This window comes from Rathayibacter sp. VKM Ac-2928 (assembly GCF_022815545.1).
Lineage (GTDB): Bacteria > Actinomycetota > Actinomycetes > Actinomycetales > Microbacteriaceae > Rathayibacter > Rathayibacter festucae.
In genome coordinates this window covers 91767-104037 of the sequence record NZ_JALGRU010000006.1, presented here as the reverse complement: position 1 = coordinate 104037, position 12271 = coordinate 91767, and the positions used below count along the sequence as shown (strand labels likewise).

Here is a 12271-nt window from a genome sequence, read left to right as displayed (position 1 = left end):
TGACCAGCACCGCCCGTGGACGCCGCCCGGATCCTCTCCACGGAAGGATCCACCGCATGTCCCTGCGCCGCACTCTCCTCGCGACCACCGCGATCGCCGCCTCCGCCCTCCTCCTCGCCGGCTGCTCGTCCGCCGCCGGCGCGAGCGACGACACCGTCCGCATCGGCGTGGTCGGCGCGGGCGACCCCTACTGGGCGACCTACGAGCAGGCCGCCGAGGACGCGGGCATCGACGTCGAGATCGTCGACTTCACCGACTACAACCAGCTCAACCCCGCGCTGACCGAGGGCGAGATCGACCTCAACCAGTTCCAGCACCTCGTCTACCTGGCGCAGTACAACACCTCGGCCGACGCCGACCTCGTGCCGATCGGCGCGACCGCGATCTACCCGCTCGGCCTCTACTCGACCCAGTACGACAGCGTCGAGGACATCCCCGAGGGCGAGAGCGTCGCCGTCCCGAACGACGTGACCAACCAGGCCCGCGCGCTCCTCGTCCTCCAGTCGGCCGGCCTGATCGAGCTGACGGACGGCGGCACCGCCTTCTCCGGCCTCGACGACATCGACACCGGCGCCTCGAAGGTCACCGTCACCGCGCTCGACGCGGCGCTCGTGCCGACCTCGCTCCCGGACGTCGCCGCCGCCGTCGTCAACAACGACTACCTCGCGGGCGCGGGCCTCGAGGCCACCGACGCCCTCGCGCAGGACGACCCGAGCGACCCGACCGCGGTGCCCTACGTCAACGTGTTCGCCGCCCGCGCGGACGACGCCGAGAACGAGACCTACCTGAAGCTCGTCGACGTCTACCAGACCTCGCAGGACGTGCTCGACGGCGTCTCCGAGCAGTCGGGCGGCACCGCCGTCTTCGCGACGACCCCCGCCGCCGAGCTGCAGTCGACGCTCGCCACCGTCGAGGCCGACGCCTCCGCCCAGGGCTGACCCGCCCCTCCCCCGCCGCGACCCCGCGGCGCAGCAGTGCCCGTCCCGGCAGTGCCCGACCCCAGCAGTGCCCGATCCAGCAGTGAAGGAAGCGCCGTGCCGCTCATCCGCCTCGCCGACGTGAGCAAGGTCTACCCGCCGCTCGCGCGCGGCGCGTCCGCCCTGACCGCCGTGGACGGCGTCAGCCTCGACATCGAGGCCGGCGACGTCTACGGCGTGATCGGCTACTCCGGCGCCGGGAAGAGCACGCTCGCGCGCCTGATCAACGCCCTCGAGCCCGCGACCGGCGGCAGCATCGAGATCGACGGCCGCGAGATCGTCGGCCTGCCCGAGCGGGAGCTGCGCCGGCTGCGGCTCGGGATCGGCATGATCTTCCAGCAGTTCAACCTCTTCGGCTCCAAGACCGTCGAGCAGAACGTCGCCTATCCGCTGCAGGTCGCCGGCACGCCGCGTGCCGAGCTGCGCGCCCGCGTCGACGAGATGCTCCGCTTCGTCGGCCTCTCCGACAAGGCCCGCAGCCACCCGGAGCAGCTCTCCGGCGGCCAGAAGCAGCGGGTCGGCATCGCCCGTGCCCTCGCCGCCTCGCCGCGCATCCTCCTCGCCGACGAGGCCACCAGCGCCCTCGACCCGGACACCACCGGCGAGGTGCTCGCGCTCCTGCGCCGGATCAACGAGGAGCTCGGCGTCACCATCGTCGTCATCACGCACGAGATGGACGTCGTCCAGCAGCTCGCGACGAAGGTCGCCGTGATGGAGGCGGGCCGCATCGTCGAGCGCGGCCCCGTCTTCGACGTCTTCTCGGCCCCGCGGGAGGCGGTCACCCGCCGCTTCGTCTCCACGGTCGTGCGCACGGTGCCCTCGCGGGAGGAGGCGGCGGTGCTGCGCGCGCGCCACCGCGGCCGCCTCGTCACACTGTCCTTCTCGGACGGCTCCGCCTCGCAGGGCGACGTCTTCGCCGAGATCGCGCAGGCCGGCGTCCCGCTGGAGCTCGTCTACGGCGGCATCACCGACGTCCGCGGCCGCGCCTTCGGCCACCTCACCGTCGCCCTCGACGCGTCCGACGCCGTGATCGACCCCCTGCTGGCCCGCCTCGGCGCCCGCGTCGCCCTCACGGAGGTGCCCCGATGAACGAGCTCATCCCCCTGCTGCCCCAGCTCGCCGAGGCGACCGGCGAGACCCTCTACATCGTGGCCCTCAGCCTGCTCTTCGGCGGGATCGGCGGCCTGCTGATCGGGCTCGGACTCGCCGTCACCCGCGGCGGCGCGCTCTACGCCAACCGCTTCGTCTTCGGTCTCTTGAACGTGATCGTCAACGTCTTCCGGCCGATCCCGTTCATCATCTTCATCGCCGCCGCCCAGCCGCTCGCGCGCCTGGTGGTCGGCACGGGCATCGGCACCGACGCGATCGTCTTCACACTCTCGCTCGCCGCGGCCTTCGGCATCGGGCGCATCGTCGAACAGAACCTGCTGACCGTGCAGCCCGGCGTGATCGAGGCCGCCCGCTCGGTCGGCGCGAGCCGCTTCCGGATCGTCCGCACGGTCCTGCTGCCCGAGGCGCTCGGACCGCTGATCCTCGGCTACACCTTCGTCTTCGTCGCCATCATCGACATGTCGGCCGTCGCCGGCTACATCGGCGCCGGCGGCCTGGGTACCTTCGCGATCCAGTACGGCTACCGCCAGTTCGAGCCCGTCGTCACCTGGGCGGCCGTGCTCGTCATCATCGTGATCGTCCAGCTCGTCCAGCTGCTCGGCAACGTCCTGGCCCGCCGAGTCCTCCGCCGCTGACCCGCCCGTCCCCTCCCTCTCCGCGAGATGCCACTTGCGTACACGACGCGCCGCGAAAAGCGTGCCCAAGTGGCATCTCGCGGGAGGAGTCAGCACGGTGGGTGTCATGAGGATCCGATACGACCCGCAAGCGAACGCCGCCTACCTGCCCGTCGGGCGCGAACCCGAGGCCGGCGAGTCCGTCGAGCAGGTGCACGACATCGCCGACCCGCACGGGTTCGGCGAGATCATCCTCGACTTCGACGCCGCCGGACACCTCATCGGCGTCGAGATCCTCGGCGCGCGCGCACTCCTGCGCCCCGAGGCCCTGGCCGACGCCGACATCCTCTGACGCCTTAACCACCTCCGCGAGATGCCACTTGTGTACGCGACACGCCGTGAAAGGCGTGCACAAGTGGCATCTCGCGGAGGGGAGGGGGCAGGGCTCAGTAGCGGGGCTTGCGCTCCGGGCGCTCCGAGGAGCGGGACGGGCCCGAGGGGCGAGCGCCGCGGTCGGCGCCGGCGCGGCTGGGGCGGCGGTCGGGCTTGAGCTCGATCAGCTGGCCGCTGATGCGGGTGCCGGCGAGGCGGTCCAGCACGTCCTGGGGCAGGTCGGCCGGCAGCTCCACGATCGAGAAGTCCGGGCGGATGTCGATGTGCCCGAAGTCGCCGCGGTTGAGGCCGCCCTCGTTCGCGAGCGCGCCGACGATCTGGCGGGGCTCGACGCGCTGACGGCGGCCCACCTCGATCCGGTAGGACGCGAGGTTGCTGTTCGACGAGCGCTGGCGGCGCTCGGGACGCTCGCGGTCGTTGTCGTACGAGGACCGGTCGGAGCGCTCCGGGCGGTCGCCGCGGCTGTCCTCGCGGCGGAAGCGGGGGTCGTCCGGCGAGAGCAGCAGCGGCTCGTCGCCCTGGGCGACGATCGCCAGCGCGGCGGCGACGTCGGACTCGACCACGTCGTGGTGCTCGACGTAGTGGCCGATGATGTCGCGGAAGCGGTCGAGCCGCTCGCGGTCGGCCAGCGCCGTGGTGATGGCGTCGTCGAAGCGGGAGAGGCGCGTCACGTTGACGTCCTCGACACTCGGGAGGCGCATCTCGGTCAGCGGCTGGCGGGTCGCCTTCTCGATGGCGGAGAGGAGGCGGCGCTCGCGCGGGGTCACGAAGCTGATCGCGGCACCGCTGCGGCCGGCCCGGCCGGTGCGGCCGATGCGGTGCACGTAGGACTCGGTGTCGATCGGGATGTCGTAGTTGACGACGTGGCTGATCCGGTCGACGTCGAGACCGCGGGCCGCGACGTCGGTCGCGACGAGGATGTCGAGCTTGCCCGACTTCAGCTGCTCGACGGTGCGCTCGCGCTGGGCCTGGGCGACGTCGCCGCTGATCGCGGCGGCCGTGTAGCCGCGGGCGCGCAGCTTCTCGGCGAGCGTCTCGGTCTCGCTCTTGGTGCGGACGAAAACGATCATGCCCTCGAAGTTCTCGACCTCGAGGATGCGGGTCAGCGCATCGACCTTCTGCGGGTACGACACCATCAGGTAGCGCTGGGTGGTGTTGGCGGAGGTCGTGGTCTTCGCCTTGACCGTGATCTCCTCCGGGTCCTTCAGGTACTTCTGCGAGATGCGGCGGATCTGCGACGGCATGGTCGCCGAGAACAGCGCGATCTGCTTCTCGACCGGGGTGTCGGCGAGGATCGTCTCGACGTCCTCGGCGAAGCCCATCTTGAGCATCTCGTCGGCCTCGTCGAGCACCAGGTACTTCAGGTGCGTGAGGTCGAGGGTGCCCTTCTCGAGGTGGTCCATGATGCGGCCGGGCGTGCCGACGACGACGTGGACGCCGCGACGCAGCGCGGACAGCTGGGTGCCGTAGCCCTGACCGCCGTAGACGGGGAGCACGTGCACGCCGCGCAGGCCGGACGCGTAGCGCTCGAACGCCTCGCAGACCTGGAGCGCGAGCTCGCGGGTCGGCGCGAGGACGAGCGCCTGCGGGGTCTTCTGCGAGACGTCGAGGCGGGAGAGGATCGGCAGCGCGAACGCCGCGGTCTTGCCGGTGCCGGTCTGCGCGACGCCGAGGACGTCGCGGCCGGACAGGAGGGAGGGGATCGTCGCGGCCTGGATCGCCGAGGGCGTCTCGTAGCCGACCTCCTTGAGGGCCTTGAGGACGGGGTCGCTGAGACCCAGGTCCGAGAAGACCAGCGAGGGGGCGGTCTCGTCTGCCGGCGCGGCCGGGGCGGTGCTGTCGGCGGCGGGCGCGGTCGCGCCGTAGGCCTGGGGGGCGGGTTCGGGTGTATCGGTGGACGCCATAGTGCAACGGTAGGCCGTCGGAGGCGCGCGCGAGCGCAGATCCGGCCTCTGAGCGGGCATTCGCGCCGGATCGGCGGCTGTGGAGGGGTCTCGAGGAGCCGCGCGGGCCCTCGCGTCAGTAGAACTCGACGGTGTCGACCCGGTTGATCAGCTCCTCGCCGTCGAGGTAGCGGGTGGCGTTGCGGGCGAAGAGCTCGGCGATCAGGCGGTCCTCGGCCGCGTTCAGCGCGGCGGTGTGCGGGCTGAGCAGCACGTTCGGGTGGCTCCAGAGCGGGCTGTCCTGGGTGAGCGGCTCCTCCGCGACGACGTCGAGGGCGGCGAAGCCGACCCGGCCGTCCTCGAGTGCGACGAGCAGCGCGTCCTCGTCGATCACGGTGCCGCGGCCGACGCTGACGAGCGTCGCCCCCGGGCGCAGCGCGGCGAAGAAGTCCGCGCCGACGAGCTTCTCGGTCTGCTCGGTGCCGGGGAGGGTGACGACCACGCCGTCGATCCGCCCCGCGACGTCGGCGATCGCCGACGGCGGCACGATCTCGTCGACGTGCTCCACGGCGCTCTCGTGCCGGCTGGTGCCGATCACCCGGGCGCCGAGGACCGACAGCTTCTGCGCGGTCGCCCGGCCGATGGTGCCGAGCCCGACGATCAGGATCGTCTGCTCCGAGAGCAGGCTCATCGTCCAGCGCGAGCCCCACTCGCGGGCGCTCTGCAGCGCCTGCAGCTTGGGCAGCGTCTTCGCGCCGGCCAGCAGGCCGAACAGGGAGAACTCGGCCAGCGGATCGGAGTGCACGCCCGCGGAGGTGGAGAACGCGACCCGCGCGAGCTGCTCCTCGCTCAGGCCGGCCTTCTTCACCTGCGCGCCGCCGCCCGCGGGCATCGTCTGCACCCAGCGCAGCCCCGGGTTCGCGGCGACCGTGCGAGCCAGCTCCGACGGCGTCTCGTCCGGCACACCGTAGAGCACCTCGGCGGAATCGACCAGCTCCTCGAACGCCGCCTGCTGCTCCGCGGTGCGCTCGAAGGCCGGGTCGCCGCCGTGATCGCCCGGGTGCCGCATCGGCGGCAGCAGACTCTGGTCGGCGACGAAGTCGATCCGCGGCTCCAGCTCCACCACCCGCACGATCAGCTCGTCGCTGATCGGCGTGGCGGCCACGACGCGCAGGCGTCCGGTGCGGGCCGCGCCGGGCTCGGTCGATCGGGGCGGAGTCGGAGCGGGCGTCGTCACGGGAGTCCCTTCGAGCGGCGAGCGGCGAACGGCGCGGCGGGCACCGACGCGATCGACCGCGGTCTCCCGTCAGCGTATCGAGCGGAGGGAGCGCGTCAGGTTCGGGCGCAGGGCGGGGAGGAGGCCGGCGTTCGCAGGGAGGTGGGTCTCGATACGCCCGGCCAAGAAGCAACCCCTTGGCCGCCCGCATTGCTGTGGATCTCCGCGTCGCCGGCCGTCAGTCACCGGGCCGCCGGCTGGACGAACGGTGAGGACGCCCCTCCGCGCCTCGGGCCCCGCCCTACCGTGAGCGGACGGGAACATCGATCGAAGGAGACCGGATCATGGCGGCAGCAGGAGTGGCGACGGTATGGGTGCCGGTCGAGGACATGGAGCGGGCGGTCGCGTTCTACCGCGACACCCTCGGCCTCGACGTGAAGAGCACCTCGGGCGACTGGTCGGAGCTCGACGCGGGCGGACTGATGATCGGGCTGAACGCCCGCGAGTCGGCCTCGGTCGCGGAGAGCGGCGGAGCGGTCATCTCGTTCCAGCCCGACGGCAGCATCGAGGACGAGCTGGAGCGGCTGAAGGCGCGCGGCGCGTCGATCGAGGGCGAGATCAGCGACCACGAGTGGGGTCGCATCCTCCCCTTCAAGGACTCCGAGGGCAACGACCTCCAGTTCTACACGCCGCCGCAGAGCTGACGGCGGGCTGAGCGCCGGAGAGACGGCGCGGAGCGAGGGGGAGGCGGACGGAACCGCCTCCCCCTCGTCGCGTCAGGACGGCCCGTCGTGTCAGGACGGCTCGTCGCGTCGGGACGGCTCGTCGTGTCAGGACGGCTCGTCGGCTCACGACGGCCGCAGCGGCAGCCGGCCGGCGAGCCGCGCACCGCCGAGGGCGGCCGACGGGGCCAGTTCGATCGAGCCTCCGTAGACCGCGAACTGGCGCGAGAGGCGCTCGAGCCCGGAGAGCACCGGCGGGGCCGCGAGCCCGCCGCCGTCGTCGTCGAGACCGATCACCACGGCGTGCTCCCTCTCCCCGCGCGCCACGTCGAGCTGCAGCCGCACGGCCCGCGCGCCGCCGTGCTTGAGCGCGTTGGTCAGCGCCTCCTCGATCAGCCGCACCAGCAGCACCCGCTGCTCGATCGGGACACCGCGCTCCTCGAGACCCGGGTAGTCGTCGTGGACGTCCAGGTCGACGGCGATCTCCGGCGGCAGGCGCGAGAGCAGATCGCGGGCGGCGGCGACCAGCCCGTGCTCGATGTCGACCGGGTAGAGCGCCCCGCTGACCGCGCGGACCTCCTGCTCCCGCAGCTCGTCGAGCCGGCTCGCGATGCCGCTCAGGCGCTCGGCGGTCGCGGCGGAGGGAGGCGTCGCGGCCAGCCCGCGCAGCTCCGCGGCCAGCACCACGAGCGTGTTCTGCAGTCGGCCGTGCAGGCCCTGCGCGACCTCGCGGCGCACGCGCAGCTCCTCCTGCTGAAGCGCCTGCACCGCGTCGACGGCCTGGAGCAGCACGCGGGCGCGCTCCCGCTCCTTCTCGCGCACCCGTCGGGTCGCATCGACGAGCAGGAACCCGAACGAGACGATCAGGCCGACGACCACCGCGCCCACCACGAGCTCGACCACGAGCGCGTCGAGCGCGGTCGGCAGGTAGACCCCGACGATGAGCTGCAGCCCGACGCGGACGACGGCGACGACCGCCGCGATCCCCGCCGAGACCAGCAGCCGCCCGGTGCGCGCGCGGCGCTCGGGACGCAGCAGCGCGACGAGCGCGACCGCGAGGCCGATCGACGCGATGTTGACGACCACGCGCACGACGACGTCGACGACAGGCCCGCTCTCGACCCCCCGCACGGTCTGCGACAGCATGCCCAGCGCGAAGACCGCCTGCAGCGCCGCGAGGACGGCCAGCACCCCGCCGAGGATCGCGACGGTCCCGCGCAGGATCCGGTTGTCCTCGGCGTCGTCCGCGCGGCGCGGCCGGGAGTCGTCGGGGAGGGTCACCGGGTGTGCTCCAGGAACAGCAGGGTCGCCTCCACGCGGGGGTTGCGCGAGCCGTCGGAGCGCAGGCCGAGCGCTCCGTAGAGGGCGTTCACGTGGTTGTCGACCGAGCGCACCGCGATGCCGAGCCGCACCGCGATCGCGGCGTTGGTGAGGCCCGAGGCGAGGGCGCCGAGCACCTCGTACTGCCGGCGGCTGAGCGCGTCGACGGGCGAGCTCCGGCGGGCGGTGCGCGCGGCGACCAGGGCGGGGTCGAGCACGGTCCGGCCGTCGAGCGTCGCCCGGATCGCGGTCATCAGCGCGGGGGACGAGAGCGACGAGCTCTTCGAGAGGTAGCTCCAGCCGCGCACCTCGTCGCGGCCGAGCCGGAGGAATCGGTGCATCGAGTCGACCGCCGAGAGCAGCACGACGGCGAGCTCGGGGTCGCCGGCGCGCAGCTCGCGGCCGAGCTCGATCCCGTCGCCGTCGCCCAGCTCGATGTCGATCACGGCGACGTCGAGCTCGGCGGGTCGCAGCCGCTCGCGCGCCTCGGCGGCCGAGGACGCCTCGACGACGCTGCGGACTCCGGGTACCGCGCGCAGCAGCGACGCGAGCATCTGCCGGTAGAGCGGCTGGTCGTCGACGACGGCGAGCCGCAGCTCCCGCAGACCGCCCCCGAACGTCACACCGCATATCTTGTCCCGGCGCCGGGGACGGGATCGGCGGAGATCGTGCTCAGAGCCGCTTGACCCCCGTCAATGGGGGGCACGGTCCCACTGTCGGAGCGCCCTGCGGGCCGGTCGATGAGACATCCGGTCTCAGCGCGCGAGCAGAGCCCCCGTCAGCGCCAGCCCACCGGCCGCCGCGGCGAGCGCCGCCGCCCACATCCCGAGGCCGTAGCCGAGGCCGGCGGCCCAGCGCCGCTCGAGCAGCATCCGCGCGGCCTCGACGCTCGCCGTGCTGAAGGTGGTGAAGCCGCCCAGGACGCCGGTGCCGAGCACGAGGCGCCACGCGTCGTCCAGAGCGCCGGTCAGGGCCAGCCCGGTGACGACGCCGAGCAGCAGCGAGCCGGAGACGTTGATCAGGAGCGTGCCGACGGGCCAGCGCACCGGGATCAGCGAGCGCGCGACGCCGTCGAGGACGAGGCGGGCCGCGGCGCCGACGCCACCGGCGAGAGCGATGCCCAGGAAGAGGAGCGGCTCCGTCATGCGGTCGCCCCGCCCCGGCGCCGGCTCGCGAGGACGACGCCGAGCGCGGCCGCGAGGGTGCCGAGCACGAGCGTCACGCCGGTGTACAGGAGCACCTCGGCGATCCGGCCGCCCTCGAGGAGCGCCACGGTGTCGAGGGAGAAGGTGCTGTAGGTCGTGAAGCCGCCGAGCACTCCGGTGCCGAGCAGGAGGCGGAGGGTGAGCCGGCCGCCGGTGTCCGGTCCGCGGCGGGCGAGGCCGGCGAGCAGCAGGCCGAGCAGGAAGGCGCCGACGAGGTTGACCGCGATCGTCGCCACCGGGACGGCGCCGAGCGGCGGCAGTACGAGCGCGGTCCCGTAGCGGGCGGCCGTGCCGACGGCGCCGCCCGCGGCGACCAGGAGGATCGCGCCCGGCCGCAGGTGCGGCGGCCGGGTGCTGAGCGGCGCGGTGCTGGGCGGCCCGGTGCGGGGCGGCGTCACTCCCCCGTGTCCCAGGGGACGCGACGGCGTGTGCCCTCGTCGGCGCGGGGCACGACGAGGACGGGGCGGCGCTGGCGGTGCGCGAGGTGCACCGCGACGCTGCCGCTGAGGAACTCGGCGATGCTCGCGAGCACTCCGGCGTCGCGGGTGCCGACCACGATCATCCGGGCGTCGATCTCCTCGGCGACGTCGGTCAGGACCAGCGCCGGCTCGCCCTGGACCGTGCGCAGCGTCCAGTCGACGTCCGTCCCGGCGAGGGCCGCGCCGATCTCCTCGCGGAGTCCGGGCGGCTCGGTCGGGCCGGCGCCGGTGCCGCCGGAGCGGGGCACGAGGCCGACGGGGATGCCGCCGGTCATCGGGTCGACGTACTCGCCGACGAGGTACGGATCGGCGACCACGGTGAGCAGCAGCAGCGGCGCGCCGAGCCCGGAGGCGAGCTGCGCGGCGGTGCGGACGACCTCGGGACGCTGCCCGTCGACGACGCCGACGAGCACGGGTCCGGAGGGAGTGGATTCGGTCATGGACGGCTCCTTCCCTGGTCCTTCCATCCTCCCACCGGGGCCGGAGCGGGAGGAGACGCTGCGCGACGAGTTCCGTCGTGATCATTCCGTTACCGCACGGTGGCGGGCTAGAGTGACGAGTCGCCGGGCCCTGCCGGCGCCCCGCACCACCCCGCAGGCCCCCCCTGCACCACCCCAGTCCGCCCACCCGAGGAGAGCGCACGCGTGTCGACCACTGGCATTCCCGATCCGCAGGAGTGTCACGACACCTCTCCCTCCGCGCCGGCGCACCTCACCCGCCGCGAGGCCCGCGCCGCTGAGGCCGCCGCCGCTTCACGGGTGGCCGGTGCCGCTGTGCCTGTCGCTGCCGCGGCCGTCGCCTCTGCGCCCGTCGCTTCTGCGCCCGTCGCTTCCGTGCCCGTCGCCTCCGTGCCCGTCGCTTCCGTGCCCGTCGCGACTCCTCGCGCCACGGTCGCCCCGCGCCCTCCCGCCGCCTCGCAGCCCGCTCGCTCCGGTGGGCTCAGCCGGCGCACCCTCGGCTTCGCCACGTTCTCGATCGTCGGCGGACTCTTCGCCACCGCCGCGCTCCCCGCGTACGGCGCCCGAAGCACCGCGGCCACCGCGGCCGGCACCGCCGCGAACCGCGCAGGCCTGCAGAACCTCACCGTCTCGTCGGAGGCGGCCGGGCAGACCGCCGTCCGCGACGCGTTCGCCGCGCCGACGCAGGCGCAGCTCGACGAGGCCAGCCGCCAGGCGGCCGTGCTGCAGAACGCGAACGGCGGCGGCTTCAGCACCGTGCAGACCCGCGCCGTCGGCGACGACTACCCGTGGCCCTACGAGACGATCGACGACGACGGCGGGGGGCTCTCCCCGCTCGGCTACTACTACCGCGAGTGCGTCGACTTCGTGGCCTGGCGCCTCAACCGCGACGCCGGCGCGACCGCCGCGCCGTGGAAGTACACCTGGGGCAACATCACGCCGAGGGGCGGCAGCGCCTGGGAGTGGCCGGACAACTGGGCCGCGAAGGGCTGGGCCACGAGCTCCGTCCCCATCGTCGGCTGCGTCGCCTGGTGGACCTACAACCACGTCTCCTACGTGCAGCAGGTCAACGACGACGGCACCGTCCTCCTCGAGGAGTACAACTACGGCGGCCGCCACAGCTACGTCACCCGCACCTTCCCCACGGCGCAGGTCCCCCTCTTCCTCTACCCGCCCGCCCTGTAGCGGCGGCCCCCGCCGCCTCGCGGATCGCTCACCGCCTCCGTGCGGATATCCATGCTGATCGAGTAGTCCGCGAAGCGGGCGTATCGAGATCCACCACCGCCAGCAGGACGACCTGCAGACCCCGCCGCGCCGAGGGTGAGCGGCTCTCGAGACGCCCCTGCGGGGCTACTCGACCAGCATGACGACGCGCAGCGGCCGCACTCCCACCCCCAGCATGACGACGTGAAGCGACGTCCTCTCAGCGCTACTCAGGAAGCGACGGGCGTCGTCCCGCGCTCGAGCTGCTGCACCCTGGTCCGGGACACACCGAAGGCGGCGGCGGCGGCATCGAGCGTGTACCGGTCGGCTCGAGCGATCGCGACCGCTCGGCGTCGAGCGGCGGCCGAGCGCTCCTGCGCCTCTCGCGACTCGCGCTCGGCCTCCTCGGCTTCGCGCCACGCCGCCTCGGCGGCGGGAGTCACGTGCACAGTGACTGTGACGCTCACGTCCTCCTCAGGGACGTTCAGGAAGAGCGCGGCCACTTCGCGAGCAACGGCGTCGACCTCGCCCACCGTTCGGGCCTGACCCACGGTGTCGAGCTCGGGGATCGTCACCAGCCACCAGCGCCCGTCCCGCTCGGCGGTCGCTGCAAGGTCGTACTTCGTCACGGTCACCCTCCTAACGCCATTCCCTCGGGACATCGGGAAACTTCTTGCCGAGCTGACGAATC

14 protein-coding genes are annotated in these 12271 nt (G+C 73.2%); 6 read left to right on the top strand and 8 right to left on the bottom strand.

What is annotated here, in order from left to right; all coding sequences use genetic code 11:
- Positions 1 to 56 precede the first annotated feature (56 nt).
- The 4 genes from MT350_RS18940 (at position 57) to MT350_RS18925 (ending at position 3053) form a co-directional block, all read left to right on the top strand.
- A complete protein-coding gene (locus tag MT350_RS18940) occupies positions 57 to 938 on the top strand; it encodes a MetQ/NlpA family ABC transporter substrate-binding protein (RefSeq protein ID WP_243616435.1) in 882 nt (293 codons plus the stop codon).
- 96 nt (positions 939 to 1034) lie between these two features.
- Positions 1035 to 2066, top strand: a complete 1032-nt coding sequence (locus MT350_RS18935; protein ID WP_243599768.1) for a methionine ABC transporter ATP-binding protein — start codon at positions 1035 to 1037, stop codon at positions 2064 to 2066.
- The gene (locus MT350_RS18930; protein ID WP_123734681.1) at positions 2063 to 2722 is read left to right on the top strand and encodes a methionine ABC transporter permease; all 660 of its coding nucleotides are present in this window, start codon (positions 2063 to 2065) and stop codon (positions 2720 to 2722) included. The genes MT350_RS18935 and MT350_RS18930 overlap by 4 nt, the downstream gene beginning before the upstream one ends.
- Positions 2723 to 2828: 106 nt before the next feature.
- Entirely contained in the window at positions 2829 to 3053 is a 225-nt protein-coding gene (locus MT350_RS18925) for a DUF2283 domain-containing protein (RefSeq protein ID WP_243599766.1), read from the top strand.
- Positions 3054 to 3147: 94 nt separating this feature from the next.
- Here the strand turns inward: MT350_RS18925 and MT350_RS18920 are convergent, their stop codons facing one another.
- Together MT350_RS18920 and MT350_RS18915 are read right to left on the bottom strand one after the other, a co-directional pair.
- Entirely contained in the window at positions 3148 to 4998 is a 1851-nt protein-coding gene (locus MT350_RS18920; protein ID WP_243616434.1) for a DEAD/DEAH box helicase, read from the bottom strand.
- A gap of 115 nt (positions 4999 to 5113) precedes the next feature.
- Positions 5114 to 6214, bottom strand: a complete 1101-nt coding sequence (locus MT350_RS18915; protein WP_243616433.1) for a D-2-hydroxyacid dehydrogenase — start codon at positions 6212 to 6214, stop codon at positions 5114 to 5116.
- Positions 6215 to 6537: 323 nt separating this feature from the next.
- Between MT350_RS18915 and MT350_RS18910 the strand changes: the two genes are divergently transcribed.
- A complete protein-coding gene (locus MT350_RS18910) occupies positions 6538 to 6897 on the top strand; it encodes a VOC family protein (protein WP_132435182.1) in 360 nt (119 codons plus the stop codon).
- Positions 6898 to 7041: 144 nt separating this feature from the next.
- Here MT350_RS18910 and MT350_RS18905 read toward each other — a convergent pair whose 3' ends face one another.
- From MT350_RS18905 to MT350_RS18885, 5 genes are all read right to left on the bottom strand, one after another.
- A complete protein-coding gene (locus MT350_RS18905; RefSeq protein WP_243599764.1) occupies positions 7042 to 8196 on the bottom strand; it encodes a sensor histidine kinase in 1155 nt (384 codons plus the stop codon).
- Positions 8193 to 8858 (bottom strand): response regulator transcription factor, encoded by a 666-nt coding sequence (locus MT350_RS18900; RefSeq protein ID WP_243599763.1) that lies wholly within the window; start codon positions 8856 to 8858, stop codon positions 8193 to 8195. The genes MT350_RS18905 and MT350_RS18900 overlap by 4 nt, the downstream gene beginning before the upstream one ends.
- Positions 8859 to 8990: 132 nt before the next feature.
- Entirely contained in the window at positions 8991 to 9380 is a 390-nt protein-coding gene (locus MT350_RS18895) for a CrcB family protein (RefSeq protein ID WP_243599762.1), read from the bottom strand.
- Positions 9377 to 9838, bottom strand: coding sequence for a CrcB family protein (locus MT350_RS18890; protein ID WP_243599761.1), 462 nt, complete (start codon positions 9836 to 9838; stop codon positions 9377 to 9379). The genes MT350_RS18895 and MT350_RS18890 overlap by 4 nt, the downstream gene beginning before the upstream one ends.
- A complete protein-coding gene (locus tag MT350_RS18885) occupies positions 9835 to 10359 on the bottom strand; it encodes a universal stress protein (protein WP_243599760.1) in 525 nt (174 codons plus the stop codon). Before MT350_RS18885 ends, MT350_RS18890 begins: the two co-directional genes overlap by 4 nt.
- A gap of 408 nt (positions 10360 to 10767) precedes the next feature.
- Between MT350_RS18885 and MT350_RS20545 the strand changes: the two genes are divergently transcribed.
- Positions 10768 to 11562 (top strand): CHAP domain-containing protein, encoded by a 795-nt coding sequence (locus MT350_RS20545; RefSeq protein WP_243616432.1) that lies wholly within the window; start codon positions 10768 to 10770, stop codon positions 11560 to 11562.
- Between the two features lie 248 nt (positions 11563 to 11810).
- Here MT350_RS20545 and MT350_RS18875 read toward each other — a convergent pair whose 3' ends face one another.
- Positions 11811 to 12209 (bottom strand): antitoxin HicB, encoded by a 399-nt coding sequence (locus MT350_RS18875; RefSeq protein ID WP_243599758.1) that lies wholly within the window; start codon positions 12207 to 12209, stop codon positions 11811 to 11813.
- Positions 12210 to 12271 lie beyond the last annotated feature (62 nt).